The following is a 25,812-nucleotide window of genomic DNA, read 5'->3' on the forward strand; positions in this document are numbered from 1 at the left end:
ACGCCGCCGGACTTATATTAGGGTTTAAGGCCCCGCCAGGAAACTGGCGGGGCCTTACTCATTTGACGACAAGAACTGCACTCTCCTGGACGCGCCAATATGGGGAGTAGACCGCTGCCCCTAGAAGCCCCGGTTTCGCGGGGCGAGGTGGTTCGTGGGCCGACGCCACCTTGGGAGCGCCGTCGGTAGCCGACCTGAAAGGTCGAACCAATCTGTCGACGTCCAGAAAGCGGGCGGTTCCTCCCCGTATTGGTAAACCAATGTGGCGACTCCCACCCGGGACGTCTTCTGCCGTGTGATGGGCATGGCCGAGCAGTTGCTGTCCGGGGCGGTGGCCGGGATGGCGGAGGGGGTTGGTGCCGTTCGTCGAGCGCGCGATCGTAGTGAGCCCGCCGCTGGTCCGGCTCACGGGAGGGAACGTTCCAGGCGGAGGTTGAGGGCCAGGATCAGGGCGCACATCAGGCCGGCCGCGAGCGAGAACTCGTTCACGGCCGCGGTCATGCCCTGGTAGGTGATCAGCAGCCCGGCGCCGACGCTCGGCAGGACGAGTCCCGCGTAGGAGATGGTGTAGAAGGCGGCCAGCACCGCGCCGCGGGCGTCCGGGGCCGCCCCGGCGACGAGCGCGTTGATCTCCTGTATTCCGCCGGAGAAGGTCAGCCCGTGCCCGCAGCCCACGACGGCCGTGATGAGGAGGAGCAGGGGGATCGACTCCACCAGGGCGACCGCGGGCAGCCCGATCATGCCCGCGAGCAGGAACGCCAGCCCGGCCCGCTGGGCGGCCCGGTGCGGCGCGCCCCGGGCGAGCAGTTGCGTGGTGGTCGAGGCCAGCATGACCAGGCACGCGGCGGCCGCGCCGACGAGCAGGTTCCCGGCGCCGAGCAGGCCGGTGATCCAGGACGGGACGACGGCCTGGAACAGGCCGACGGCGCCCCAGCCCGCCGCCGTCGTGGCCACGGCCGACGCGAAGACGGCCCGCGCGGGACGGGGCACGCGCGGCGGCCGGATCCGGAGGCGGTCCCGCGCGCCCGGTTCCCGCCGGACGGGCAGCAGGGCGAGGGCGGCGCCGGCGGGCAGCAGCGCGCCCAGGTAGAGGAGGTAGGGGAGGACCAGCCCGCCGGGCCGGGACTCGGCCACGACGCCCGCGAACAGCGGGCCGAGCGCCGCTCCGCCGGCGGTCGCGGCGGAGGCGGCGATCCCCGCCCTGCGGTGGTCGCCGTGCGGCTCGTGCTCGACCAGGGCCGCCGCTCCCGCCGCCGAGCAGGCGCCGACCGACAGGCCCTGCGCGACGCGTCCGGCGAACAGCCAGGCGGTCGAGTCGGCGCAGGCCATCAGCACCGCTCCGGCGGCGCCGAAGAGCAGGGCGAGGGCGAGTACGGGACGGCGGCCGGCGGTGTCCGACAGCGGCCCGAACACCAGGAGTGCCGGGACGAGCGCCGCCGCGTACACGGCGAAGACGAGCGTCTGCACGAGCGGCGAGAAGCCGAACTCCGCGCGGTAGGTCCCGTACAGCGGGCTGGGCATGTTGGCGCCGACCAGCAAGATGATCAATACGTAGCCGATGCCGTGGAAGTGGCGGCGCTCCCACCGGCCGGTCATGCCTCCCCGTTTCCGTGCGCCGTCACTGTGTGCCCGCCGGCGGCGGCGGAGCGGAGCAGGTTCCCGGCGAGCCGGGCCAGGGCGTCCCGGCCGCCCCGGTCGAGCGGCACGCATGACATCAGGGCCAGCCGGTCGCGCCAGCTCGATCCGGCGAGCGGCACGGCGGCGGCGTGCATCCCGGGGTGCGATTCGCCGAGGCTGGTCGCGTAACCCCGGGCGCGGACGGCGTCCAGCTCGTCCAGCAGCGCGGCCCGGGAGGTGATCGTGTCGGCCGTGACGGCGGGCAGCCGCTCGTCCGGGTAGAGCGCGCGGACCTGCTCGGTGGTGAGCCGCGAGAGCAGCAGCTTGCCGCCTGAGGTGGAGTGCGCCAGATGGGTCCGGCCGACCTCGAGCATGACCCGGACCGGGTTCCAGGACTCCCGGCCGTCGGTGATGACGATCTGGTCGCCGAGCAGCGCGACGGTCTGGACGGTCTCCCCGGTCCGGCGCGCGGCGTCGTCCAGGACGGGCCGGAGCCTGGTGCGGGTCGCGGCGTCGAAGCCCGCGGGGCGGCCGATCCGGACCAGTTCGGGCCCGGCGGCGTAGCCTCGGCCCGACACGTCGCGGATGGCGAAGCCGCGCGCGACCAGTGTGCTGAGGACGCGGTGGGCGGTGGAGCGGGCGACCCGGAGCTCGTGTGCGGCGCCGGTCACGGTCAGGCGGTCGTGGGTGAGGAAGAGCCGCATGAGCCGTAGCCCGGTGTCCAATGACTCGATGGTGTAGTCCCGGTGAACGCTCACGCGACCCTCCGACGGGCGTCGAGGGAGCTTGTCCCGCAATACGGGACGAACTCGGAAATTCACTCCCAAACTACGGTCCTGCCGAGTCTGGGTGGAAACCGGCACCGCCTGTCGTTCCGCAGAGAGGGACACGCATGGCCGCGCCCTTACGCGCTCATGCCCATGTGCCCCCGTAGGCTGCGGGGGTGAGCGAAAAGGTGTGGGAGATCGAGCCGTCCGGGCCGCTGCGCGGCGACGTCACCGTCCGCGGGGCCAAGAACGCCGTGAGCAAGCACATGGTGGCCGCGATGCTCGGGGACGCGCCGAGCACCATCCGCAACGCGCCCGACGTCGGCGAGGTGGGGATCACCACGGCGATGCTGGAGCATCTGGGCATGGGCGTGGAGCGCTCGGGCGACCGGCTCACGATCACCACCGGTCCGGTGGCCGAGCCCAACGTGCCCAAGGCGTTCACCGGGCTGAACCGGATTCCGATCCTGATGCTGGGGCCGCTGCTGCACCGGGCGGGCGAGGCGTTCGTGCCGCTGGTCGGCGGCGACCCGATCGGCCGCCGACCGGTCGACTTCCACGTGGACGCACTGCGCGCGCTCGGCGCCGAGGTGGAGATCGCCGCCGACGGCATCCACGCCCGCGCCTCCCGGCTGCGCGGCACCCGGATCGAGCTGCCCTATCCCAGCGTCGGCGCCACCGAGACGGTGCTGCTCGCCGCGGTGCTGGCCGAGGGCAAGACGGTGATCCGGAACGCGGCGACCGAGCCGGAGATCGTGGAGCTGGCGCTGTTCCTGCAGCGGATGGGCGCCGGGATCTCCTTCAGCCCGGAGCGCCGGATCGTGGTCGAGGGCGTCGACCGGCTGCACGGCGCCGAGACCACCCTGGCCGGCGACCGGATCGAGGCGTTCTCCTACCTGGTGGCCGGGCTGGTCACCCGGGGCGAGGTGCGCGTCCACGGCTGCCCGCAGGACCGGCTGGTCACCGCGATCACCACGCTGGCCCGGATGGGCGCCCGGTTCGAGATCACCGACGACTGGATCATGGCGTCGGCGCCGCGGGGGCTGCGGCCCGCCGCCGTGCAGACCGACACCCACCCCGGGTTCGCCACCGACTGGCAGACCCCGCTGATGGTGCTGTTCACGCAGGCCGACGGCATGTCGGTGCTGCACGAGACCGTCTATGAGAACCGGCTGGCCTACGTTCCGGCGCTCAAGAGCATGGGCGCGGAGATCGAGGTCTATGACACCTGCCTGGGCGGCCCGGCCTGCCGCTACCACGACACCAGCGCCCTGCACTCGGCCGTGGTGCGCGGTGTGTCCAAGCTGCGCGGCGGCGATGTGACCATGCCCGACATCCGGGCCGGGTTCTCGGCGGTTCTGGCCGCCGCGGTGGCCGAGGGGCCGTCCACGCTGCGCGGCGTCCACCACATCGAGCGCGGCTACCACCGCCCGGTCGAGCAGTTCCAGAACCTGGGCCTGACCCTGACCGCCCGCTGATCAGGCCGCCCGCCACCCGTCCCCGGACGGGCCCTGCGGGAGCGGCGCGAGGTCGTGGTCGTAGAGCCACGCGGTCGACCGCTCGTAGAAGACCCGGAGGGCCAGCGGCATGACGACGCTCTGGACGCGGCGGCCCACCGGCCCGGCGGTCTTGGCGTCGCGGTTCGTCCTGGCCATCTTGACGAGTTTGGCGGTCCTGGCGCACCGGTCGCGCTCGTAGCGCGCGAGCGCGGCCTCCACCGCCGGCTCGGCGGCGACGGCGTGCGCCAGGACGACGGCGTCCTCGATCGCCATCGACGCGCCCTGCCCGGCGCCGACCGGGTGGACGGCGTCGCCGACCAGCACGGTGCGGTCGTCCCGCCACACCCGTACCGCCTCCAGGACGTGGTGCGGTGTGGGCCGGTGCGTCTCGGTCGCGGCGCGCAGGACGGCCGACGGGTGCTCCTCGTGCCGGTAGAGGTCGGCGAGGGCGTCCAGGGTGATCGAGCCGGGGGCGGGCCGTTCCGGCGCGGTCACCTGCGCGGTCCACCACACGGTTCCGTCCGGGGCGGGGATCGAGACGAACGCGCCGGCGCGTGCGAAGACCATATTGAACGTCCCGGGGGCGACCGTTCCCGGGACGAGGCCCGCGCCCGAGGCCACGCCAGAGATGCTGAAGTAGCCGCCGTAGGCGGGCTCGGGTGCCGCCGGGTCGAGGATCCGGCGGGACGCCGACCAGATCCCGTCGGCTCCGACCAGAAGGTCGGCCTCGGCGGTGTGCCCGCTTTCGAACGCCGCCCGCACGCCGCCGGGCACGGTCTCCGCCCCGGCCAGGCGCTCGCCTGTGACGAGGCGCGTGCCGAGCCGTACGGCCTCCTCGCGCAGTTCTCCGACCAGCCGGCCGCGCCACAGGGTGACGCTGTGCATGGGGTCGTCCGACAGCCGGCCGCGCGGCAGGTCGCCCAGCAGTTTGCCCGATCCGGCCCACAGGCGCTGGCGCGGCACTTCGAAGCCGGCGTCGCGCACCCGGTCGAGGCAGTCCAGCGCCGCCAGCCCGCGCAGCCCGTTGGCCGCGAGGCTGACGAACGAGCCGACCGGTCCGGCCGGGTCGGCGTGGGCCTCGTACACCGTCACCTCGGCGCCGATCCGCCGGAACGCGATGGCGCTCGCCGCCCCGGCCACGCCGCCGCCCGCCACGATCACCCGCATGGCATCCTCCCTGAATTTCGATTCACCGAATCTATATTCGGCGAATTGGGGTTCAGTATGATGTGGCGGCGAACGAGCGTCAAGCGAGGGCGGAGGACGGGTGGCCCAACGGAAGGCGAGCGCCCCGAAGGCGGGGATCCGCAAGGCGCGGGCGGCCGAGACGCGGGAGGCGCTGAAGGCGGCGGCGCGGCGGCTGTTCATGGAGCGCGGCTACCTCAACACCAAGATCACCGACATCACGGCCGAGGCCGGCCGCGCCACCGGCTCGTTCTACGACCACTTCGCCGGCAAGGAGGAGCTCCTTCATGCGCTGATGGCCGACATGGGCGCCCAGGCCGACGAGGAGATCGGGGCCCACGACCGTGCGGACGAGCGGCGCACCGGCCACCCCCGCGAGCACGACCTCACCGACCGCGACCAGCTCCGCGACCACCTCGCGGTGGCCTGGAACGTCCACCGCGACCATCTCCCGGTGGTGGTCGCGCGGATGCAGTCGGTCATGGCCGACGATCCCGGTTCCGGGCGGACCTGGCAGGCCCTGGTCCAGGAGACCGCCGACATCCGCGACCACCTGGAGTACTCCCGCGAGCGCGGCCACCCGCTGCCCGGCGATCCGGCCCTGGTCGCCGCCGCGATGGGCGCGATGATCTCGATGTTCGGGTACGCCGTCCTCACCGCGGGCGAGCACGGGCCGGGCGTGGCCGACGAGGAGATCGTCGAGATGCTCACCCGCCTCCTGCTGCACGGCCTGGCCGGACCGCCGTCCGGCTGAGCGTCCGTCACGCGTTGTGAACGGCGGTCTCGGGGGAAGGTCTGAGAGCGCGCGCCCCGCTACCGCCTGAGGGCACTGGAGGTCACCGTGGACATCGGCCCGGCGTACACGCCGCTGAGTCCCCTGTCGTTCCTGGAACGGTCGGCGGAGGTGTTCCCCGGCAAGACCGCCGTCGCCTACGGCGAGCGGCGCGCCACCTACGCCGAGTTCGCCGCGCACGCCACCCGTCTCGCGCACGCCCTGCGCTCCCTCGGCGTCGGCCCCGGCGACCGGGTGGCCTACCTGGCGCCGAACGTCCCCGAGTCGCTGGTCGCGCAGTTCGCCGTGCCGCTGGCCGGCGCGGTGCTGGTCGCGATCAACACCCGGCTCGTCCCCGAGGAGGTCCGCTACATCTGCGACCACTCGGGGGCGAAGGTCCTGGTCGTGGACGCGGCCCTGCATCCCGCCGTCGCGCCGTCCGCCGGCGGGGGACCGGCGACGGCCGGCCACATCGTCACCGTCACCGACCCGGAGTCCGGCGCCGCGCCCGACCCCTCGGTCGGCGGCATCTCCTACGAGGACCTGCTGGAACGCGGCGCCGACGACCCGCTTCCCTGGACCGTCGCCGACGAGAACGCGCCGATCTCGATCAACTACACCTCCGGGACCACCGGCCGTCCCAAGGGCGTCGTCTACACCCACCGCGGCGCGTACCTCAACGCGCTCGGCGAGCTCGTGCACTCCCGGCACACGCCCGACAGCGTCTACCTGTGGACGCTGCCGATGTTCCACTGCAACGGCTGGTGCACCGGATGGGCGCTGGCGGCGATCGGCGGCACCCAGGTGTGCCTGCGCGCGGTCGAGCCGGACCGGATCTGGCGGCTGATCGACCAGGAGGGCGTCACCCACCTCAACGGCGCGCCGACCGTCCTGCGGATGATCGCCGACTCGCCGGCGGCGCATCCGCCGCCCCGGCCGCTGGTCGTCACGACCGCCGCGGCGCCGCCCAGCCCCACGGTCATCGGGCGGATGGAGGAACTGGGGGCGCGGCTGGTGCACGTGTACGGGCTGACCGAGACCTACGGGCCGTATTCGGTGTGCGAACCGCAGCCCGGCTGGCCCGGCCTGGACGCGGCGGAGCGGGCGCGGCTGCTGGCCCGGCAGGGCGTGGGCATGCTCCAGACCGACGGGCTGCGGGTGGTCGACGAGACGATGGCCGACGTGCCCGCCGACGGCGAGACGCTCGGCGAGATCGTGATGCGCGGCAACAACGTCATGGCCGGGTACCACGACGACGCCGCGGCCACCGCGGACGCCTTCCGCGGCGGCTGGTTCCACTCCGGCGACCTGGGCGTCCGGCATCCCGACGGGTACGTGGAACTGCGCGACCGAGCCAAGGACATCATCATCTCCGGCGGCGAGAACATCTCCACTGTCGAGGTGGAGAGCGCGCTGGACTCCCACCCGGCCGTGCAGGAGGTGGCCGTCGTCGCCGTGCCGGACGAGCGCTGGGGCGAGCGGCCCAAGGCGTTCGTGGTGCTGCGCGAAGGCGCCGCGGTGGAGATGGAGGAGCTGGCCGGCCACGTCCGCGCCCGGCTGGCGCGGTTCAAGGTCCCCGACGTGATCGAGTTCGTGCCGGAACTGCCGAAGACCTCCACCGGCAAGATCCAGAAGTTCCAGCTGCGTGCGAAGGAGTGGCCCGCGGGGCAGCGCGGCGTCCAGGGCTGACCCCCGGCGGAAGGTGCGAAACGCGGCGTGGTGGGAAGGGTCCCGACCATGGCCGTCAAGAGCGAGAGCGACATGGCGCCCGCCGACGTGCTCGTCGTCGGCGCGGGCCCCACTGGACTGCTGCTCGCCGGGGACCTCGCGGCCTCCGGCGTCCCCTGCACGGTGCTGGAGCGCCGTACCGCCGAGCTGAACCTGACCCGCGCGTTCGCGGTGCACGCCCGCACGCTGGAACAATTCGACGCGCGCGGGGTGGCGGGCGAGCTGGTCCGCACCGGCGAGCGGATCGCCACGCTGCAGTTCCTCGGCGGTGCCCGGCTCCGCTTGGACCGGCTGCCCGGCCGCTTCCCGTTCGCGCTGATCACCCCCCAGTACGAGACCGAACGGGTGCTGGAGGAACGGGCCCTGGACGCGGGGGCGCGGATCGCCTGGGGCATCGAGCTGGCCGGGCTGCGGCAGGACGCCGGCGGCGTCGAGGCCCGGGTCAGGCGCGCCGACGGCACCGAGCACACCCTGACCGCGCGCTACCTCGTCGGCGCCGACGGGGCGCGCAGCACCGTCCGGCGCGAGCTGGGGCTGCCGTTCCCGGGCCGCTCGGTGGTGCGTTCGCTGATGCTGGCCGACGTGCGGCTGACCGAGGCGCCCACCGAGGTGCTGACCGCGAACGCGTCCGGCGACGCGTTCGCGTTCGTGGTGCCGTTCGGCGACGGCTGGTACCGGGTGATCGCCTGGAACCGGCGGCACCAGCTCCCCGACTCCGAGCCGGCCAGCATGGAGGAGATCCGAGAGGTCACCCGGCGCGCCCTCGGCACCGACTTCGGGATGCACGACCCGCGCTGGACGTCCCGGTTCCACAGCGACGAGCGGCAGGTCCCGCGCTACCGGGTGGGACGGGTCTTCCTGGCGGGCGACGCGGCCCACATCCACTCCCCGGCGGGCGGGCTGGGCATGAACACCGGCTTGCAGGACGCCGCCAACCTGAGCTGGAAGCTGGTCGCCGAGCTGCACGGATGGGCGCCGCGCGGGCTGCTGGACAGCTACCAGGAGGAGCGCCACCCGGTCGGCCAGGCGGTGCTGCGCGAGAGCGGCGCCATCCTGCGCGGCGTGCTGGTGGAATCGCGCGTGCTGCGCGCCGCCCGGTACCTGATCGCGTGGACCGCGACCCGGATCGGGCCATTCGAACGGCGGGTGACCGGGGCGATCTCGGGCATCGACGTCTCCTATCCGGCGCCGCCGGGCGCGCACCGGCTCACCGGCAGACGCGCCCCCGACGTGCGGCTGGCCGGCACCCGCAGGCGGCTGTACGAGGCGCTGCGGGACGGCCGGTTCGTGCTGGTCGTGGCGGCCAACGACCCGGCCGTGACCTACCTGGCGACCAAGCGGTGGGCCGACCGGGTGCATTGCGCGCTGGCGGGCGGCGCGACCCGCACCACCGTCCTGGTCCGGCCGGACGGCTACATCGCCTGGGCCACGGACGAGACCGCGCCCGACCGGCGGGCCGCCGCCATCCGGGAGGCGCTGACCCGCTGGTGCGGGGCGCCCACCGAGTTCCCGCAGCACGAACGGAGGGCGTGACACCGGCCGCGCCCCTGGCCCGGGACCGGGCGGCGCCGCGGCGCCGCCCCGCCCGGGCCGCCGGGCCGCGCGTTCAGAAGCGGCGCTGCTCGCGGCCGTAACCGAGCTCCTCGGCCACGTCGGCGAGGTTCTCGTACGGCCGGTCCGGCAGGCTCTCCAGCGCCGAGATCGCCGTCTCCGGCGCGTCGCTCACTGAGGCGTGCTCGACCAGCCGGCCGGGCCGGGCCGGATACCGCACGCCGGTGAGGGACCGGGCCAGGGCGCTGCGCTCCTCGACGTCCCGCGGGCTCATGCCCGGGGGCGAGCCCTGCCGGCGGACGCCAGCTGGGGCGCCCTCCTCGTCGCTCCTGTCCTGCTGCATGTTCATTCCCCCTTTCCCGCTGGGTCGTTCCCGGGCGGCGCGGGATAAACGAGGTCGTGACCAGGAGAGCGCGGCGTCCACCGCACGTCGCGCAGCCGATCGGGGACGTTCGGCGGGAAGCCGCCGGGCCGCCATGTGCGGCCGTCAGCGTGGGGCGGTCATCGAAGATCTTGTGAAGGGATCGACATGTCCCCCCTTGCCGATCGGCTCGGCCTGCCCCGCCGGCTGCCCCATCTGCTCATCGCCCTGGCGGTCCTGGTGACCGGCATGATCGCCGCCCCCGCGGCCTTCGCCGGAGACGCCAAGGTGCGCGTGATGTCCTACAACGTCCGGTTGAACGCCGACGCGCCGCCCAAGGACTGGCCGTCCCGGTTGCCGCTCATGAAGAACGTGCTGCGCAAGCACCAGCCCGACCTGCTGGGCGTCCAGGAGGCCCTGTGGCAGCAGATGCGCGACCTGGACGGCGCGCTGCCCGAGCACGACTGGATCGGCATGGGCCGCCAGGGCGGCACCCGCGACGAGTTCTCCGCGATCTTCTACCGCAAGGACCGTTTCGAGGTGCTGGACTTCGACCACTTCTGGCTGTCCGACACCCCGAACGTCATCGGCTCCAAGACCTGGGGCAACAACATCACCCGGATGGTCACCTGGGCGAAGTTCCGCGACCGCCGCACCGGCACGGCCTTCTACCACGTCAACACCCACTTCGATCACCAGTCGGAGAACGCGCGGGTGAAGAGCGCCGAACTGATCCTGCAGCGGGTGCGCGGCTTCGAGGCCGGGACCCCGGTGGTGATGACCGGCGACTTCAACGCCGCCGCCGAGAAGACGCAGCCGTACAGCGTGCTGACCGGCCAGGACGCCTTCGTCGACACGTGGAAGACGGCCGACAAGCGCGGTCCGGCGTACAACACCTTCGGCGGCTGGAAGCCCCCGGTCCCCGGCGGCGACCGCATCGACTGGATCCTGACGCGGGGCGACGTGCGGACCGGCTGGACCGAGATCGACCCGTACCAGAAGGACGGCCTCTACCCGTCCGACCACTACCCTGTGGTCGCGCACGTCACGATCGGGAAGAACGCGTGAGCGCGTAACGCGGTCCGGCCGGAGGTTCCGGCCGGACGTTTCGGCCAGACCTTCGAGTAAGACAGGGAGCGGGATGGTCCCGGAGCCGGACTGGTGGCGGGAGGACCCCGAGCGCCGTGTGCTGCTCGCCTACGACGGCGGCACCGACGAGGAGGGCCTGCCTTACGACACGGCCGCGTCCGACCGGCGCGCCGTCCTGGAGGCACTGCTGTGCGAGGACGGCCCGCCGGCCCGGCACGATCCGGGCCTCCCGCTCTACCTGCTGGAGCAGGAGACGCTCTGGCATCGGCATGCCTGGGGGTTCGGCCACAGCATGGGCATGGCGGCGCTGCTGGTGGCCGAGCATCGCCGCGCCGAGCACGTGTGGCCGCTCTGGGAGGCCAAGACCACCAGCTTCGACACGATGCTCGGCCTGCCGCGCGAGCTGCTGTTCTCGGCGGGCGCGCGGGAGACCGTCGCGTTCGCCGAGGCGGCCCGGAATCCGATGCGCGACCACTTCCTGGAGTTCGTCGAGGAGTACGGGCTGCCCGAGGACGAGGACGTCACCCGGACGCTGGCCGGGCTCCGCCGGTACCACACCAGCGGCTGAACACCCCCTAGCCCCTGCGGAACCGGCTCAGCCCCTGCGGAACGCGCGCAGCACGCGCTGCACGAGCGACAGTTCCGCGGCGGGCCGTCCCGGACCCTGCTCGGGCCCGTCCGCTCCTCCGACCTGCTCGGGCGGCGGGCCGACCGGCCGCCGCGCGCCGTCGTCGGGGGCCATCTCGTAGAACACCGGCAGCGACCGCAGCGACCGCGACAGCGGCGAGGCCTGCCAGCCCAGCTCTTCCGGCGCAGCCGCCAGCCGCAGCCCGGAGAACCGCTTGAACAGCCGGTCGACCGCGATGGTGACGACGGTGCCGGCCAGCTCCCGGCCCAGGCACGCGTGCGCGCCCGCGCCCCAGGCCAGATGCGCCCGGGAGCTGTAGATCGCGTCCGGATCGACGCCGCCGGCGAACGCCGGGTCGGTGTGCGCGGCGGCCGGGGACAGCATCACCGGATCGCCCGCCGCGATCAGGAACCGGCCCATCCGCACGTCGGTCCTCGGCCAGCGGAGGGTGGTGCCGGCCATCGGCGGGCCCGCGATCGCCGCCCGGTTGACCACCTCGGTGAGCATCCCGGCCGACAGGCTCTCCCGCATCCGGTCGTGCCCGCCGATCACCTCGACGGCGGTGGTGCCGATCAGGGTGGCGGTATGGTCGCCGAGCAGCGCGATCACCATCGTCAGCTCGCGGGCCAGCTCCTCCACGGTCAGATCGGGCACCGCCGCCAGCATGTGCGAGGGCAGGTCGTCGGCGGGCGCCGCCATCCTGGCCGCGCAGACCTCGGCCACCGCGCCCGTGACCCGCGCCAAGGCCGCCGCCGCGTCCGGACCCGAGTCCAGCACCTGCCACATGTCCCGGATCAGCTCGTCGCCCTGCGCGGTGTCGAACCCCAGCAGCCGGTTGACGATCACCAGTGGCAGCGGCCGGGCGTACTGCACCGACAGATCGGCCCGCCCGGTGGGGCCGCCCTCCCCGATCAGCGTGATCAGGTCGTCGGCGTACCGGGCGACGGCTCGTTCCAGCTCCTTGGCCTGCGGCCGGGTGCGATCCTGGAACGGCCGCAGGCCCATGCTCCACGCGCTGCGCAACCGGTTCAGCTCGGCGCCGTCGCGCAGCACCGAGTTGTCCGAGGTGTAGATCGGCAGCATCGGCCAGTCGGCCGGGACGCGCCCCTCGCCGTAGGCGCGCCAGGAACTGAGCCGCTTGCTCCAGATCCCGCGCGGGTCGCGCATGACCTCCAGCACCTGCGGATAGCCGATGACCAGCCAGACGGGCAGGCCGTACACCTCGACGGGGGCGACCGGGCCGTACTGGGACCGCAGGCGCTCGTAGAGCGCCGCCGGCCGCTTCTCATAGTCGGTCGTGAGCAGGGGCTCGGCGGCGATCGACTCCAGGGGCGGGTGTGATTCGTCCGGCTTTGAGGCGTTCATCGACCAGCACTGTAGAAGAGCGGGACCGGGCGTGATCGCACAATGGTGCAATCTCACAAGAGATCGTGCCCGGGGTGCGCCCGGCGCGCGTCCGCATCCCCGGCTCGGGCGTGCGAGTCTAGGAGTGTCCCAAGGAGAGCGGAGGCCAGCATGACCGACTCGGCCGGAGAACGTGACGGCGCCGGCGGGCAAGAGGGCGCCGAGGACGAGGTGAAGCGCAGATTCCGGGAGGCCCTGGAACGCAAGCGCGGCGCGTCCAAGGACAAGGGCGCCGGCGGCGCCGGCAAATCCTCCAAGGTGCGGGGGACGCACGACCGCGCCGGCCAGCAGCGCCAGTTCCGCCGCAAGAGCGGCTGAGCACAACACCCGCCGGTACAGGCGAACGACCCCCGCGACCTGTGCGCGGGGGTCGTTCGCGTCTTCGCGCGGACGGGGACGGGCCGCGGGGCGTGACCTGCGGGCGCTGCAGGACGGCCGAAACGCGCGCCTTCCTTTGGTCAACAATTCCGTCTTGCCGCCGGGAATCCCGCCGATCATCCTCGTTCCAAACTTCCCGAGATCGGCATTCAGCTCCCCGCGCTCCCCGCCGCCGAACGGAGAAACATGAAGCTCCCCCTCCCCGCCGCCCTCGCCGCCACCGTTGCCGCATCGCCCCTGGTGGCCGTGCTTCCGGCGGCACCGGCCGCCGCCGCCCCCGCGTTCCAGCTGCCGTTTCCCTGCAAGCAGGTCTGGTCCGGGCAGACCCGTACCGGGCACAGCCCCGCCAACGCGGTCGACTTCAACCGCTCCGGCGACGACGGGGACGCGGTGACCGCGTCGGCCGCGGGCACCGTGGCGCTGGTGGAGAACCGCGGCAGCACCAGCTACGGCCTCTGGATCGAGATCGACCACGGCGGCGGGTGGCGGACCCGGTACGCGCACCTGTCCGGAGAGTTCGTCACGGTCGGCCAGAAGGTGTCGGCCGGGCGGCAAATCGGCACGCTCGGCACCACCGGCGGCTCGACCGGCCCGCACCTGCATTTCGAGCAGCGCTCCAACGGCGCCGCCGTCCGGATCAAGTTCAACGGCACCGAGATCCGCTACTGGGGGACGGCCGACTACACCAGCCGCAACACCTGCTCCGGCAAGGCCGCCACGGTCAACACGGCCGGGGCCGCGCTGACCGTGCGGTCCGGGCCGAATTCCACCGCCTCCGGGCTCGGGTCGGTGCCCGACAACGGCACCGTGTTCCTCACCTGCCACGTGCGCGGCAGCAGGGTGACCGGCACGTACGGGACGAGCGACCTCTGGAACAGGACCGGCTCCGGTTACCTGGCCGACGTCTACCTCTACACCGGCTCCGACGAGCCGATCGTCCCCGCCTGCTGACGGGACGGGTCAGCCCGTGTAGAGCCTTGCGGCGTACTGGGCGCCGTAGTAGCTCTCCAACTCTTCCACGGTCTCCTCGACCCGCTGGACGTCCTTGACGATCCGGGCCAGCGACGGCAGCGCGTCCGGCTCCCAGCTCTCCGGCTTCCAGAGCGCCGAGCGCAGGAACGCCTTGGCGCAGTGGAAGAAGATCTGCTCGATCTCCACGACCAGGGCCAGTCGCGGGCGGTGCCCCTTGACGACCATCCGGTCGAAGAAGGGCGCCTCCCGGACGAGCCGCGCCCGCCCGTTGACGCGCAGCGTCTCGCCGCGCCCGGGGACCAGGTAGATCAGCCCGACGCGCGGGTTGGACAGGATGTTGCGGAACCCGTCGGCGCGCCGGTTCCCGGGACGCTCGGGGAGCGCGATCGTGGTGTCGTCCAGCACCAGCGTGAACCCGGGCGGGTCGCCTTTGGGGGAGACGTCGCAGTCGCCCTCGGCGGAGCTGGTGGCGACGAGGCAGAACGGCGAGCGGGCCAGCCATTCGCGGTCCCGGTCGTGCAGGCGCCTCCGCTCCTTGGTGACGGCCCTGGGCATGGGCGTGCCGAGCAGCTCCTGCAGCTCGGTCTCCGACGTGATCTCAGTGAACTCCTGCGACACCGCGACCTCCGGCGCTCGGGAACCGCCAGATTACCGCGCCGTGCACGGCGCGGTGATCGCGTCGGCCGCCGACTCGTACCGCGGGGCGGCGGGCGCCGGTAGACGATCACGGCGATCGACAACTTTTCTCGCCACGACGCTTAATCTTTTCGGAGGAACGCGCGGCGGGCGTGAATCGTCTGAGTCCGCGTGGGAACGGCACGCACGGCGGCATTGACGGGGGAGGACGCCATGAGCGGGGTCGTGAAGCCGGTGTTCCGGTACGCCTGGAGCGACGACGGCCAGGAGCGGCACCTCGCCCTGGGCCGCGACGACGACGGCTGGTGGTTCGAGAGCCTGCCCGGCGGCCGCACCGCACTGGTCGACGGCGCCGCCCACCTGGCCGCGTTCGCGCGGTGGCTGCTGGAGCCCCGCCCCGACGGCCGCTACGAGAAGGGCTTCCCGCTGGTCCGCGGCGCGCCCGCCGGCGCCGTCACCGAGCGGGCCGGCGACGGGAGCGCCGTGCCCCGGGAGACCGCCCTCGACGTGGACGTCTACCTGTGCCGCGACGAGCCGGACGGCCCGGAGCGCCTGCTGGCGTTCCCGTCCGCGTCCATCGTCGGCACCCGCACCAGCTACCCGGCCGCGCCGGAACTGGTCGCCTCCCCGCTCGACCGCCCACGGCTCAGGTCCGCCGCCGGCGCGTTGCTGGAGGCGACGCAGGCGCCCCTCTGCGTCATCCCCGCCGCCCCGGCCGCGTCGCGGCCGGGGCGCGAGAAGAGCCCCCGGACCGGGCAGGCCGGGCCGGGGGCGTGGAACGGCTGAGCGTCAGGTGGCGGGGCGCCGGGCGGTCAGGCGCGGAACGCCGCGGCGGCGTCCATCGACTCGACCCCATAGACGACCGCGCCGCCGGATCGCCGCGCGCTAGCGGAACGTGACGGTGCCCGGGTAGTGGCCGGCGGCGCAGGTGAAGCGGAGCCGGCCCGGCCCGGGCGTGCCGAGGTCGATGCGGGTCGCGCCGGTCTCGGGCAGCATCCGCTCCAGGCGCCGGGACGGGATCGTGAAAGCGCGGGTGCAGCCGCGGTTGCCGTGCGTCCGCACGACCAGGACCGTGCGCACCCCGGACCGGGCGGTGACGAGCGCGGGCTGGTAGCCGCGATCCGCGGCGCCGATGGTGATGACCTGGGCGCCGGTCGCGTCGGTCGTGACGTTGCGGGTGGCGGCCGTGGCCGCGCCGCCCGTCTCCGGCAGCCAGCCGCCGAGCCGCAGGCCCGACATGACCGTCCACCCGGCGACCGCGACCAGGGCCGCGCCGACCAGGACGGTGAGCCGCCCGCGCAGCACGGCCATGCCGCGTCCGAGACCCATGCCGAGCAGCCCCGAGACCGGGGCCGTGCCCAGGACGAAGCCCGCCATCACCGCGGCTCCGGCGACCGCGGACCGCGAGGTGACGGCCAGCAGCTCGGCCGAGAGCGTCACCCCGCAGGGCAGCAGGACGGTCGCCGCGCCCAGCACCGCCGGACGGCGCAACCGCCGGGCTCCGGGCGCGGGCGCGCAGTGCTCGCCGTCCGCCTGCCCGAACCGCCCGAGCAGCCGCCGCGCGGGCGGGAAACCGAGCAGGTCGAGCGCGAAGACCAGCAGCACGGCCGCGGCCGCCAGCATCAGCGCGGCCCGTACCCGCGGCCCCGGCTGGACGGCCGCGCCCGCGATCCCGAGCAGCGCGCCCAGCGCGGTGTGCGCGGCCAGTTTGGCGGCGAGGAAGGCCGCCACCGGAGCGGCCGGACGCGGCGCGTCCCGGACCGCCCCGGTCAGCAGCCCCAGCTGGACCGCCGCGCACGAGCCGCCACCGGCCAGCAGCCCGGTCCCGGCGCCCGTGAGGAAGAGCACGGCGGCGTCATCCACCAGGGTCCCCGCTCTCGTCGCCCACTCCCGTGGGGGTTTCTTTCCGTTTCGGGGGTTGCTCAGACGCCATACATGTCATGCCCGCGGACCCAGTTCATGATGCGGGACCGAAATTCTTCGGATGCCGTGACGCGATGACTTCGCCCCGCCTCCACGGTCGGTACGGGCGAAGGGAGAACCTCCATGACGGCATCGGCTGAGGACATGGCGGCACTGCAGCGGTACGGTTCGCGGCTCTTACGCAGGGCGGTGGGCTTCGCGCTGGAGACCTTCGGCACGCTGCCGCCGTTCACCGTGGCGGACCTGCTGCGCCCGACTCCCTGCGAAGGCTGGGACCTGTGGATGCTGCTCGCGCACCTCGACGACTCGCTGGCGGCGCTCAACGAGGCCGTGACCACGGGGGAGATCCGGCTGGAGCCTCCTGGCGACGCCCCATCGGCGGCCCCCGGCGAGCTGATGGGGTCGCTGCGGACGCGGGCGCTGCGGCTGCGGCGAACCTGGGCCGACGCCGACCGCGATGGCCGGACCGTCATGGTCGCGGGCTGCCCGATGCGGGCCGGGGTCGTGGCCGGCACCGGAGCGGTCGAACTGGTCGTGCACGCCTGGGACGCGGGCCGCGCCGTGGGCGCCGAGGCCGCGATCCCCGCCGACCTCGCCGGGCGGCTGCTGCGGCTGGCGCCCCTGCTGGTGCCCGAACACGCCCGCGAGGGGCTGTTCGGGCCACCGGTGGAGGTGCCGGACGGGGCGCCGCCCGGCGACCGGCTGGTGGCCTTCCTCGGCCGCGCCCCCGGCCGGCCCGGTCAGGCCGGTGTGTAGTTCCGCACGCCGTCGCTTTCGTGGTCGACCAGGATCCCCTGGTCGACCAGCACGTCCAGATGGGCGCCGATCTCCAGGGTGGCCACCATACGGCTGAAGACGTCCAGGTCGTCCAGCTTGGTCTGGCGCCGGGTCCACGGCAGCGCGCGAGCCACCTCGAAGGCCGTCGAAGCCCCGGCGCGGACCTGCGCCGCGGCGGCCTCCAGCCGGGCCTCGTGGTGCTCGATCAGCTCGTCGATCCGCGTGTGCACGCTGGCGGTGACGGGGCCGTGCGCGGGCAGCAGCAGCGTGTCGGGCATGCCGCGCACCAGCCGGAGCGACTCCAGGTAGCTGCGCAGCGGCTTGGGCTCGGGCTCGGGCTCCAGCCCGATCGAGGGGGAGATGTGCGGCAGCACGTGGTCGCCGGCGAACAGCAGCCCGGCGGCGGCGTCGCGGAGCACGATGTGGCCGCGGGTGTGGCCGGGCGTGGCGAACACGTCCAGGCCCCGGCGGGTCAGCGCGATCCGCTCCCCGTCGTCCAGCCAGCCGTCGGGCGTGGTGTCGGGCAGCGTCTCGGCACGCTCGGCGCGCTTGGCGCGCTCCAGCGCCAGCACTTCGGCGGCCAGGTCGGGGGCACCGGACGCGCGCAGCAGCGCGGCCTGCCCGGTGTGGTGCTCGCCGCGGGCCGCGGCGATGGACTCGATCGAGGGACGCTCGCCGCGCCCGATGCTGACCCGGGCCCCGAACGACTCGCGCAGCGCCAGCGCCTGCGAGTAGTGGTCCCAGTGCGCGTGCGTCACGATGAACTGGGCCACGTCCTCCAGCCGGTGGCCCAGCGTGCGCAGCGCCCTGGACAGGGCCGCCCGGCTGTCGGGCATCGCCCAGCCGGAGTCGATCACGACCAGGCCGTCCGGGTCCTCGATCACGTAGACGTTGACCGAGTGCAAGGACGGGATCGGCAGCTCCAGCGGGATCCGGTGAACGCCGGGTGCCACCGGGTGGGCCCCCGGCTCGGTCCAGTCCGGCGGTTGCTCCAAGGCCGGTACCGCCACGCCTGCCCCCTCCATTTTTAGAATCAGGTTCGGGCCGAACGGTACTTGATGAATGTTTCCGCTATGTACACCGGGTCCGTGACGATCAGCCCGGCGGGGCCGTCTCGCGGGCCCTCCGATGGGCCTTCTCGGCCGCGTCCGCCGCCTTGCCGCGCCTGCGTTCGGCCTTCTCCAGACGCCGCGCCGCGGCCTCCTGGCGCGAGATCGCCCGGTCGAGCTCGCGGCGCAGCCGGCCCACGTCCGCGTCCGCCGACTCCATGTCCGCGCGCGCCTCGGCCGTCTCCGCCTCGCGGTCGGCGAGGTCGCGGTCGGTCTGCTCGGCCTTCCGCAGCGCCGCCCGGTGGGCCTTCTCCCGCTCGGCCCGCTCCCCGGCCTCTTCGGGAGCCGCCGGAACAGGTTCGGCGGGCGCGGGGCGGTCCGGCGAGAGCGGGAACCCGGCCGGGACGAACCCGGTGTGGCTGCGCGGCTGCGCGAGCCGTCCCCGGGCGACCTCCTCCGCCACCTCCGCGTCCACGGCGGCGGCCTGCAGGGTGTCCTCGACCTCCCGGACGGCTGGATCGCGCAGCGGCTGGCCGGCCTCCTCGGCGAGTGCCCGAGCCCGGCGCACCAGCCGCCCCACCAGCTCGCCGCGCCGCTGCTCCAGGCCCCCGATGCCGCCGCCCGACGACCAGGCCTCGCGCAGCCGGGCCCCGACGTCCAGCAATTGGTCCAGCTCGTCCCCGGCCGACCGGGACAGGAGGTCGACCGCCCACGCCGACAGCGTCGGACGGCGCAACGAGCCGATCCGCTTGGCCAGCGCGCCGTCACCCGCCGACCTGGCCTCCTGGACGAGGCGCTTGCGGGTCTCCATGAACTCGCCGGGGACGACCCCGTAGAGCTCGTCCGCGGCGCCGTCGAAGTCCACGCCCGATCTCTACCCGGATCCGGGCACGCGCAGCGCGTCCAGGCCCCTGCCCTGCTGCAACAGCCGTGCGGCGGCGGTTCACGAGCGACCAGTGTGACATTTCGGGTGCCGTTGGCGCTGTCGTAACCAAAGGACAAGGAGGGCCTCCGGAGATGTCCGACGGCGTGGACGGCTATCTCGTTGTAGGCAGAAACGACCGGCCGCTTTCCGACCTGTACGTCCTCAGGTCGTTCCTCCCGGCGGTCGCCGGGAACCGACCGCGGGCCGACGGCTGGCAGATCTGCGACCTGGACGCGGGCGCCGCCATCGCCGACAGCGTGACGCTGCTGGTCGACATCGCCGCCGAGACCAACGCCCCGGCGCTGCTGGGCTCGGTCCTGGACACCGGGCGGGCCGCGGTGGAGGGCTTCAGCGGCGCCGGCGGGTACTGGCGGGCGGTGCTGCCCGCCGGGCCGGGCGCCGACCAGCGGCCGGTCGAGGAGGTGGCGGCGTGCGTGGCGCGCTGGGCCTCCGCCGCGCGGCACACGGTGGCCGCCGCGCCGATAGCGGAGTTCCTGCGGGCGCCCTCACGCAGCCAGGTGGACGGCATGTTCGAGGAACTGCTGTCCCTGCTCGGCTTACCGGATACGGCGGAGGCCGCCCCGGAGGCGCTGGCGGCCGGCCCGTACCCGGTGTTCAAGGAGTAGCCCCGGAACGTCGGTGATCCGCCTTACGATCGCCGGCCATGAAGATCATCGATATCGCCGTGCCCGATCCCGGGGCCGGACCGGAGGCGTTCGAGGAGGCACTGCGGGCGGCGGACTGGTCCGCGTTCGACCCCGGACGCGACCTGGAACCGCTGCGTGCCGCGCTCGCCGGGCTGGAACGCGCCCACGGCGTCACCGCCGCGCACCGGTACGCGACCGGGCGGATCCTGGAACGCGGCGCCCTGCTGCGCCATCCCGACGTGCACCGGGTCGAGGTCACCGCGCAGGCGCTCAGCCCGTCCGGCCGCTACCTGGCGGTCGGCGACTTCGGCGGGGACGACTACGAGGCCGGCGCCACCCTGCAGATCTGGGAGGTGACCACCGGGCGATGCGTCAACGTCATCGACGGGATCGTGGGCGGGATCGGCTGGCCCGGCTACGGCGAGACGCTGGAATGGTCCGCCGACGAGACCCGGCTGGCCGTGGTCTACATGTCCAGCAACGTGGGCGTGTGGGATCCGTTCGGCGACGACGTCGAGCCGATCGCGACCGTCCGCCTCACCTACTCGGGCCGCCCGGACCCGTTCGCCCTTTCGCCCGACGGCCTGCGCGCCTACGTCGTGGACGAGGACTCCCCGACCGCCGCCTCCATCGTGTCGCTGGCCGACGGACGTGTGCAGCGGGGGGACGCGGAGCCGATCCCGGTGCAGGACGAAGAAGACGGCGGCGAGGAAGATGAGGACGAAGAGGGGAACGGGTTCGTCCTCACCCGGCCCGTCTGGTCGCGGGACGGGGCGCGGCTGTACGGGAACCTGCACGACGGGCAAGTCTGCTCGATCGACGTCGCGTCGGGCCGGGTCGCCTGGCTCGCCGAGGGCGCTTGGAATTCCAGGTGGCCGTCCGCGGAATGGAGCCGGGACGAGACCGTGGTCGCCTACCACGCGGACCGGCGACTGATCATCGCGGACGCGCTGACCGGCCGCCCGGTGGCCGAGCTGACCGGATACCGGGATGTGTCGTTCCAGTATCTCTACATGTCCTGGGGGGCGAGGCTCGCCGTCGTCGTCCCCGAGAGCGGGGACTCCGACCGTCCGCGCGTCGGGATCGTGGACCGTACCGGAGAGCATCTCTACGACCTCGACCTGGCGGTGCGGCTCCCTGCGTACGACCTGGACGTGCGGTCCTGGGCCTGGGAGCCCGACGGCGACCGCGCCGCGTGCCTCACTGCGGAGGGCCGGATCGAGATCTGGTCGCTGGGCCGCGAGCGCGGAGAAAGGCTGCGCGCCTTCGACGCGCCCGAGAAGGCGTCGGGGGTGCTCTGGGGCGCGGACGGCGTGCTCGTGGCGCTGGGCACGAAGGCGCTGCGCTTCCTGCGCGCCGACACCGGCGAAGTGATCGGCGACTTCACGCTGCTGCGGCAGGCGCGGGCGCCGCGGCCGCTGGAACTGGAGGGCGAGGACCTCGGTGAGGAGTTCGGCTACTCCATGGAGCCGGAGCCCAACCCCACCTTCGCGCTGGACGACGAGACGTGGGCGGTCGCCTTTCCGCCCGGTCTCGTGATCGCCCCCTCCGGGCGGGACGACGAGCTGGCCGCGGCGCTCGCCTGGTCGGTCGACCGGCGCTACGCCTGGCCCGTCCACTGGGGCGAACTCGAGGTCGTCCCCGACGCGTCCGCCGCCGAGCGGATGGCCGACTCGCTGCAGGACGAGTTGCTGGGGGAGTTCCTGGACCCTTTCCACGACCGTACGTTGCCGGAGCCGGGCCCTCAGGCGTGGCCGCCGCCGAACACCGCCACCGTGGACGACCTCTTCCAAGCGTTTTTGCAGGCGGTCGTCGAATACGCCAACGACCGCAATCCCTGGTCTGGCGAGGTGCTCCACGAGGCGGCCCTCATCCGGGCGCGGCGCGGCGAGCCGGAGGGAGCGAACCGGCTCATCGAGGCATGCCCGGAGCACCGCCGGGCGCGCCTGGCGGCCGAGGCCGCGCTGCTGCTCGCGGGATCGGCGGGACTGCCCGACGACGCACGCTCGCTCATCTCCCGGTACGCGGCGGACATCGGGCGCATCTGGGGTGAGCCCGCGCGGGTGGCGGCGGCGGTGGGCGGAGCGTACGCGGCGCTGGGCGATGACGAGCGAGCCGATCCGTGGTTCGAGCGGGCGCGCGCTGCCCTCCGGAAGAGCGAGTGCTCATGGGACCATCGTCTCCCGGTGGTGTGGGCGCTGCTGGAGTGCGGGCGGGAGGACGAGGCGCAGGCCCTGCTGGACGAGGGGACCGGAGACCCCGGCCACGTCGTCGGCGTTCCCTTCGTCGGCTACGCGCTGCGCAAGGGCAGGCCCGATCTCGCCGAGAGGATCCTGGGCCCTGCCCGGAACTGGTTCGGCGATTGGCGGGTCGTGGAACTGCTCAGGCGGCACGGCCAGACCCGGCTGATGCACGAGTGGGCGGAGCGCAACAACCTCGCGATTCAGGAGCCTTTGGGGCCCGGCGCCGAGGCGCTCGCCCAGGGGTACGAGAAGCTCGCCCGTACACCGCCGGCCAAGCGCAAGAGCCCCACGGTCGGCCTCATCCTGCACGCGGCGGTGTACGGCCACATCAGCGCGATCCTCGACCTGCTCCCGGGAGTGCCCATGCCGTCGCCCGGCGGCATCATGTCCAGCGACCGTCCGTACGCGGCTTTCAGCGCGCTGCGGATCGTCACGACGGGAATCGACGCCGAGACCTGGTGAGGGGAACCGGTCAGCGGGGGTCAGCGGGTGTCGAGGAAGCGGTCGAGGACGCGGGTGCCGAACCGCAGGCCCTCGACCGGGACCCGCTCGTCCACGCCGTGGAACATGCCGAAGTAGTCCAGCTCCGGGCCGAGCAGCAGCGGCGCGAAGCCGTAGCTGGTGATGCCGATCCGGTTGAAGGACTTGGCGTCGGTGCCGCCGCCCATCACGTACGGGACGGGCCGCGCCGCCGGGTCCTCGGCGCGCAGCGCGGCGGCGAGTGCGGCGAAGGTGGGCCCGGCCGGGTCGGCGGCCGGAGCCTCCTCGTAGTTGACGAACTCGCGGGTCACCTTCGGGCCGAGCAGCCGGTCGACCGTGGCCAGGAACTCCTCGCCGGTCCCCGGCAGGTAGCGGCCGTCGACCTGGGCGTACGCGGTCCCCGGTACCACGTTGATCTTGTATCCGGCGTCGAGGCGGGTCGGGTTGGCCGAGTTGCGGATCGTGGACTCGAAGAGCCGGCCCGGCGCGCCGAGCCGCCGCGCCTCCTCGTCCAGGCGGTCGTGGTCGATGGTGGTGCCCAGGGCCTCGGCGAGCCCGTCGAGCAGGGCGCGGACGCCCGGGGTGATCCGTACCGGCCACTGGTAGGAGGCGAGCCGGGAGACCGCGTGCGCGATCTCGGCGACCGCGTTGTCCGGCGCGGGCTTGGAGCCGTGCCCGGCCTTGCCGCGCGCGGTCAGCCGCATCCACATCGTGCCGCGCTCGCCGGTCGCGATCGGGTAGATCCGCGCGTCCCCGCCGGTGGCGACGCTGAACCCGCCCGACTCGCTGATCGCCTCCGTGCAGCCGGTGAACAGGTCGCGGTGCTGGCGCGCCACGTACCGGGAGCCGAACTCGCCGGTGCACTCCTCGTCGGCCAGGAACGCCAGGATCAGGTCGCCGCGGGTGCGGCGCCCCTCGCGCAGCCGCTGCCGGACGACCGCGAGGGTCATCGCGAGCGTGCCCTTCATGTCCACGGCGCCGCGGCCCCACACGCACCCGTCGTCGCGGATCTCGCCGGAGAACGGGTGGACGCTCCACTCCGCCGGGTCGGCCGGCACGACGTCCAGATGGCCGTGCACCAGGAACGCGGGGTGCGCGGGGTCGGTGCCGGGGATCCGGGCCAGCACGCTCGCCCGGCCTGGCGCCGACTCCACGATGACGGGTTCGGCGCCGGCCTCGTCCAGCAGCGCGGCGACGTGCTCGGCGGCGGGCCGCTCCGGCCGGGCGTCGCCCTCGCCGCGGTTGACCGTCTCGAACCGGATCAGGTCGGCGCACAGTGCCGCGACCTCGTCCCCGGCCGTGGCCGGCCGGCCCCGCTCCCGTGTCCTCGGCTCGGTCACGCTCCCCGTCCTCCCGGTGCCGTCTCGACGCATATTCGAAGGGTTCCTTCGTTTTTCGGCACATCCTGACCTGTTGCGATGGCCATGATCATTGCGACATGATCTCGATCCGGTGAAGAATCGCCTGTCGCCGTACCGAAAACACGCCAACGGTACAACGCTGCCTGGAACGCGCCGGGACGCCTCGCCCGGAGCGGGGGGCCTGACGACTGAGGGAGGATCATTGACCATCCTGAGGGGTGCGCGGCCGGGGGTCGCCGCGCTCGCCGCGATGGCGCTGGCGGCGTCGATCGGCGTGGCGGCGTGCGGCGGTGACGGCGGGTCCGGCGACGGGACCTTCACGGCGGGGACCAGCGAGCCCGACCACCTGGTTCCCGGCAACACCACCAGCAGCTACTCGTTCAGCGTGCTGAGCGGGCTGTTCGAGAACCTGGTGGGGCTGAGCAAGGACGGCAAGACGGTCAACCAGGCCGCCGAGTCGATCACCACCGAGGACCAGAAGGTCTGGACGATCAAGATCCGGGCGGGGCAGAAGTTCCACAACGGCGAGCCGGTCACCGCCGGCAGCTTCGCCGACGCCTGGAGCAACGCCGCCTACGGTCCCAACGCCTACGAGGCCAACGACTACTTCTCGTATTTCCAGGGGTACGACGAGCTCAATCCCGAAGACGAGAAGGCCAAGCCCAAGACCGACAAGCTGTCCGGGCTGAAGGTGGTGGACGACGCCACCCTGGAAGTCACGCTGAACGAGCCGTTCAACCAACTCCCGCAGCTGCTCACCTACCCGGCGTTCGCGCCGATGCCCAAGGCCGCCTTCAAGGACCTCAAGGCCTACGAGGACGCGCCGATCGGGAACGGGCCGTACCAGATCAGCGGCAAGTGGGAGCGCAACAAGCAGGTCAAGCTGGTGCCGTTCGCCGGCTACACGGGCTCGCGCAAGCCCAAGAACAAGGGCGTGACCTGGAAGAGCTACTCCAGCGCCGACACCATGTACACCGACCTGCGCGCGGGGCGGGTCGACGTGCAGCAGACCATCCCGGCGGCCAAGGTGCCCGAGGCCAAGCGGCTGCTGGGCGACCGGTTCCTGCCGCGCAAGACGGGCACCATCGACTACCTTGGCTTCCCGATGTTCGACAAGCGCTTCGCCAACCCCGACCTGCGCAAGGCCATCTCGATGTCGATCGACCGCAACGGCATCAACAAGGCGGTCTACAACGGCGACTACATCGTGGCCGACTCGCTGCTGCCGTCGATCATCGCCGGGTACCGCAAGGGCGCGTGCGGGCAGCTGTGCACCTACAACCCGGCCGAGGCCAAGAAGCTGTACGACAAGGCGGGCGGCTTCAAGGGCACGCTGGAGCTGTACTTCTCCAACGCGCAGCCGACCTACTACCAGTGGATGCAGATCGTCGCGAACTCCTTGAAGACGAACCTCGGCATCAAGGACGTCCAGTTCCGCCAGGTCCCGGCCTCGGACTACTTCTCGGTGCTGTCGAAGCGTGAGGAGAAGGGCCCGTACCGGCAGAACTGGGAGGCCGACTACCCCAGCGCCCAGAACTACCTGCAGAACATGTGGGGCAGTGTGGGCAACAGGATGGGCTGGGAGACCACTCCGGAGAGCAAGGAGTTCGACGGCATCATCGCCAAGGCCAACGCCGAGGCCAACGAGCAGGAAGCCCTCAAGCTCTACAACCAGGCCGAGGACCTCGCCATCCGTGAGATGCCGATGACCCCGCTGTGGACCTGGGCCGGCCAGGGCGGCCGCTCCGACAAGGTCGACAACGTGACCATCACCCCGTACGCGAACGGCCTGCTCGTCCACGAAGTGACGGTGAAGTAAC

Annotated in this window: 23 protein-coding genes; 13 read left to right on the forward strand and 10 right to left on the reverse strand. The window is 73.1% G+C overall.

Features of this window, described 5'->3' with window-relative positions; all coding sequences use genetic code 11:
- Nucleotides 1–405: 405 nt before the first annotated feature.
- On the reverse strand, nucleotides 406–1,596 hold the full coding sequence (locus ABD340_RS35550) for an MFS transporter (RefSeq protein ID WP_344595070.1): 1,191 nt from the start codon (nucleotides 1,594–1,596) through the stop codon (nucleotides 406–408).
- The gene (locus ABD340_RS35555; protein ID WP_344595071.1) at nucleotides 1,593–2,375 is read right to left on the reverse strand and encodes an IclR family transcriptional regulator; all 783 of its coding nucleotides are present in this window, start codon (nucleotides 2,373–2,375) and stop codon (nucleotides 1,593–1,595) included. The genes ABD340_RS35550 and ABD340_RS35555 overlap by 4 nt, the downstream gene beginning before the upstream one ends.
- Before the next feature lie 185 nt (nucleotides 2,376–2,560).
- Here ABD340_RS35555 and murA point away from each other — a divergent pair, with 185 nt between their 5' ends.
- On the forward strand, nucleotides 2,561–3,862 hold the full coding sequence (murA, locus tag ABD340_RS35560) for a UDP-N-acetylglucosamine 1-carboxyvinyltransferase (RefSeq protein ID WP_344595073.1): 1,302 nt from the start codon (nucleotides 2,561–2,563) through the stop codon (nucleotides 3,860–3,862).
- Here the strand turns inward: murA and ABD340_RS35565 are convergent, their stop codons facing one another.
- Nucleotides 3,863–5,050: an FAD-dependent oxidoreductase gene (locus ABD340_RS35565; RefSeq protein WP_344595074.1), complete on the reverse strand. Its 1,188-nt coding sequence runs from the start codon at nucleotides 5,048–5,050 to the stop codon at nucleotides 3,863–3,865.
- Nucleotides 5,051–5,150: 100 nt separating this feature from the next.
- Between ABD340_RS35565 and ABD340_RS35570 the strand changes: the two genes are divergently transcribed.
- The 3 genes from ABD340_RS35570 to ABD340_RS35580 all read left to right on the forward strand — a co-directional run bounded on the left by ABD340_RS35570 (nucleotide 5,151) and on the right by ABD340_RS35580 (nucleotide 9,101).
- Entirely contained in the window at nucleotides 5,151–5,822 is a 672-nt protein-coding gene (locus tag ABD340_RS35570; protein WP_344595076.1) for a TetR/AcrR family transcriptional regulator, read from the forward strand.
- Between the two features lie 87 nt (nucleotides 5,823–5,909).
- Nucleotides 5,910–7,529, forward strand: coding sequence for a long-chain-fatty-acid--CoA ligase (locus tag ABD340_RS35575; RefSeq protein WP_344595078.1), 1,620 nt, complete (start codon nucleotides 5,910–5,912; stop codon nucleotides 7,527–7,529).
- Between the two features lie 48 nt (nucleotides 7,530–7,577).
- Nucleotides 7,578–9,101 (forward strand): FAD-dependent monooxygenase, encoded by a 1,524-nt coding sequence (locus ABD340_RS35580; RefSeq protein WP_344595079.1) that lies wholly within the window; start codon nucleotides 7,578–7,580, stop codon nucleotides 9,099–9,101.
- Nucleotides 9,102–9,174: 73 nt separating this feature from the next.
- Here the strand turns inward: ABD340_RS35580 and ABD340_RS35585 are convergent, their stop codons facing one another.
- On the reverse strand, nucleotides 9,175–9,462 hold the full coding sequence (locus ABD340_RS35585; RefSeq protein ID WP_344595081.1) for a DUF2795 domain-containing protein: 288 nt from the start codon (nucleotides 9,460–9,462) through the stop codon (nucleotides 9,175–9,177).
- A gap of 186 nt (nucleotides 9,463–9,648) precedes the next feature.
- Here ABD340_RS35585 and ABD340_RS35590 point away from each other — a divergent pair, with 186 nt between their 5' ends.
- On the forward strand, nucleotides 9,649–10,548 hold the full coding sequence (locus ABD340_RS35590) for an endonuclease/exonuclease/phosphatase family protein (protein ID WP_344595083.1): 900 nt from the start codon (nucleotides 9,649–9,651) through the stop codon (nucleotides 10,546–10,548).
- A gap of 73 nt (nucleotides 10,549–10,621) precedes the next feature.
- A complete protein-coding gene (locus tag ABD340_RS35595; RefSeq protein ID WP_344595084.1) occupies nucleotides 10,622–11,137 on the forward strand; it encodes a hypothetical protein in 516 nt (171 codons plus the stop codon).
- Between the two features lie 27 nt (nucleotides 11,138–11,164).
- Here ABD340_RS35595 and ABD340_RS35600 read toward each other — a convergent pair whose 3' ends face one another.
- The gene (locus ABD340_RS35600) at nucleotides 11,165–12,562 is read right to left on the reverse strand and encodes a cytochrome P450 family protein (RefSeq protein ID WP_344595085.1); all 1,398 of its coding nucleotides are present in this window, start codon (nucleotides 12,560–12,562) and stop codon (nucleotides 11,165–11,167) included.
- A gap of 150 nt (nucleotides 12,563–12,712) precedes the next feature.
- Here ABD340_RS35600 and ABD340_RS35605 point away from each other — a divergent pair, with 150 nt between their 5' ends.
- Nucleotides 12,713–12,919, forward strand: a complete 207-nt coding sequence (locus ABD340_RS35605; RefSeq protein WP_344595086.1) for a DUF5302 domain-containing protein — start codon at nucleotides 12,713–12,715, stop codon at nucleotides 12,917–12,919.
- A gap of 246 nt (nucleotides 12,920–13,165) precedes the next feature.
- Complete coding sequence (locus ABD340_RS35610) at nucleotides 13,166–13,930, forward strand: peptidoglycan DD-metalloendopeptidase family protein (RefSeq protein WP_344595088.1); 765 nt, start codon at nucleotides 13,166–13,168, stop codon at nucleotides 13,928–13,930.
- 9 nt (nucleotides 13,931–13,939) lie between these two features.
- Here the strand turns inward: ABD340_RS35610 and ABD340_RS35615 are convergent, their stop codons facing one another.
- Nucleotides 13,940–14,569, reverse strand: a complete 630-nt coding sequence (locus ABD340_RS35615; protein ID WP_344595089.1) for a pyridoxamine 5'-phosphate oxidase family protein — start codon at nucleotides 14,567–14,569, stop codon at nucleotides 13,940–13,942.
- A gap of 231 nt (nucleotides 14,570–14,800) precedes the next feature.
- On the opposite strand from ABD340_RS35615, the gene ABD340_RS35620 reads away from it, so the two are divergent.
- On the forward strand, nucleotides 14,801–15,373 hold the full coding sequence (locus ABD340_RS35620) for a hypothetical protein (protein ID WP_344595091.1): 573 nt from the start codon (nucleotides 14,801–14,803) through the stop codon (nucleotides 15,371–15,373).
- A gap of 99 nt (nucleotides 15,374–15,472) precedes the next feature.
- On the opposite strand, the gene ABD340_RS35625 is transcribed toward ABD340_RS35620, so the two are convergent.
- Complete coding sequence (locus ABD340_RS35625) at nucleotides 15,473–16,450, reverse strand: urease accessory protein UreH domain-containing protein (RefSeq protein ID WP_344595093.1); 978 nt, start codon at nucleotides 16,448–16,450, stop codon at nucleotides 15,473–15,475.
- Between the two features lie 183 nt (nucleotides 16,451–16,633).
- Between ABD340_RS35625 and ABD340_RS35630 the strand changes: the two genes are divergently transcribed.
- A complete protein-coding gene (locus tag ABD340_RS35630; RefSeq protein ID WP_344595094.1) occupies nucleotides 16,634–17,266 on the forward strand; it encodes a TIGR03086 family metal-binding protein in 633 nt (210 codons plus the stop codon).
- Here ABD340_RS35630 and ABD340_RS35635 read toward each other — a convergent pair.
- Both ABD340_RS35635 and ABD340_RS35640 read right to left on the reverse strand, forming a co-directional pair.
- Complete coding sequence (locus ABD340_RS35635; protein ID WP_344595095.1) at nucleotides 17,251–18,297, reverse strand: MBL fold metallo-hydrolase; 1,047 nt, start codon at nucleotides 18,295–18,297, stop codon at nucleotides 17,251–17,253. The two genes, ABD340_RS35630 and ABD340_RS35635, sit on opposite strands and share 16 nt — an antisense overlap.
- Before the next feature lie 85 nt (nucleotides 18,298–18,382).
- A complete protein-coding gene (locus ABD340_RS35640; protein WP_344595097.1) occupies nucleotides 18,383–19,201 on the reverse strand; it encodes a hypothetical protein in 819 nt (272 codons plus the stop codon).
- A gap of 152 nt (nucleotides 19,202–19,353) precedes the next feature.
- Here ABD340_RS35640 and ABD340_RS35645 point away from each other — a divergent pair, with 152 nt between their 5' ends.
- On the forward strand, nucleotides 19,354–19,887 hold the full coding sequence (locus tag ABD340_RS35645; protein ID WP_344595099.1) for a hypothetical protein: 534 nt from the start codon (nucleotides 19,354–19,356) through the stop codon (nucleotides 19,885–19,887).
- A 38-nt stretch (nucleotides 19,888–19,925) separates the two neighbouring features.
- A complete protein-coding gene (locus ABD340_RS35650) occupies nucleotides 19,926–22,613 on the forward strand; it encodes a WD40 repeat domain-containing protein (protein WP_344595101.1) in 2,688 nt (895 codons plus the stop codon).
- Between the two features lie 20 nt (nucleotides 22,614–22,633).
- Here ABD340_RS35650 and ABD340_RS35655 read toward each other — a convergent pair whose 3' ends face one another.
- Nucleotides 22,634–24,004, reverse strand: a complete 1,371-nt coding sequence (locus tag ABD340_RS35655) for a M20/M25/M40 family metallo-hydrolase (RefSeq protein WP_425547505.1) — start codon at nucleotides 24,002–24,004, stop codon at nucleotides 22,634–22,636.
- 190 nt (nucleotides 24,005–24,194) lie between these two features.
- On the opposite strand from ABD340_RS35655, the gene ABD340_RS35660 reads away from it, so the two are divergent.
- Entirely contained in the window at nucleotides 24,195–25,811 is a 1,617-nt protein-coding gene (locus tag ABD340_RS35660; protein WP_344595104.1) for a peptide ABC transporter substrate-binding protein, read from the forward strand.
- The last annotated feature ends 1 nt before the right edge of the window (nucleotide 25,812 follow it).

This window comes from Actinomadura vinacea (assembly GCF_039532545.1).
In the GTDB taxonomy this organism is placed as follows: domain Bacteria; phylum Actinomycetota; class Actinomycetes; order Streptosporangiales; family Streptosporangiaceae; genus Spirillospora; species Spirillospora vinacea.

Coding starts and splice junctions, on each gene's coding strand:
- ABD340_RS35620 (WP_344595091.1), top strand. CDS start 14,801: ATGAGCGGGGTCGTGAAGCCGGTGTTCCGGTACGCCTGGAGCGACGAC.
- ABD340_RS35565 (WP_344595074.1), bottom strand. CDS start 5,050: ATGCGGGTGATCGTGGCGGGCGGCGGCGTGGCCGGGGCGGCGAGCGCC.
- ABD340_RS35610 (WP_344595088.1), top strand. CDS start 13,166: ATGAAGCTCCCCCTCCCCGCCGCCCTCGCCGCCACCGTTGCCGCATCG.
- ABD340_RS35605 (WP_344595086.1), top strand. CDS start 12,713: ATGACCGACTCGGCCGGAGAACGTGACGGCGCCGGCGGGCAAGAGGGC.
- ABD340_RS35585 (WP_344595081.1), bottom strand. CDS start 9,462: ATGCAGCAGGACAGGAGCGACGAGGAGGGCGCCCCAGCTGGCGTCCGC.
- ABD340_RS35650 (WP_344595101.1), top strand. CDS start 19,926: ATGAAGATCATCGATATCGCCGTGCCCGATCCCGGGGCCGGACCGGAG.
- ABD340_RS35655 (WP_425547505.1), bottom strand. CDS start 24,004: ATGCGTCGAGACGGCACCGGGAGGACGGGGAGCGTGACCGAGCCGAGG.
- ABD340_RS35600 (WP_344595085.1), bottom strand. CDS start 12,562: ATGAACGCCTCAAAGCCGGACGAATCACACCCGCCCCTGGAGTCGATC.
- ABD340_RS35580 (WP_344595079.1), top strand. CDS start 7,578: ATGGCCGTCAAGAGCGAGAGCGACATGGCGCCCGCCGACGTGCTCGTC.
- ABD340_RS35550 (WP_344595070.1), bottom strand. CDS start 1,596: ATGACCGGCCGGTGGGAGCGCCGCCACTTCCACGGCATCGGCTACGTA.
- ABD340_RS35630 (WP_344595094.1), top strand. CDS start 16,634: ATGACGGCATCGGCTGAGGACATGGCGGCACTGCAGCGGTACGGTTCG.
- ABD340_RS35595 (WP_344595084.1), top strand. CDS start 10,622: ATGGTCCCGGAGCCGGACTGGTGGCGGGAGGACCCCGAGCGCCGTGTG.
- ABD340_RS35590 (WP_344595083.1), top strand. CDS start 9,649: ATGTCCCCCCTTGCCGATCGGCTCGGCCTGCCCCGCCGGCTGCCCCAT.
- ABD340_RS35645 (WP_344595099.1), top strand. CDS start 19,354: ATGTCCGACGGCGTGGACGGCTATCTCGTTGTAGGCAGAAACGACCGG.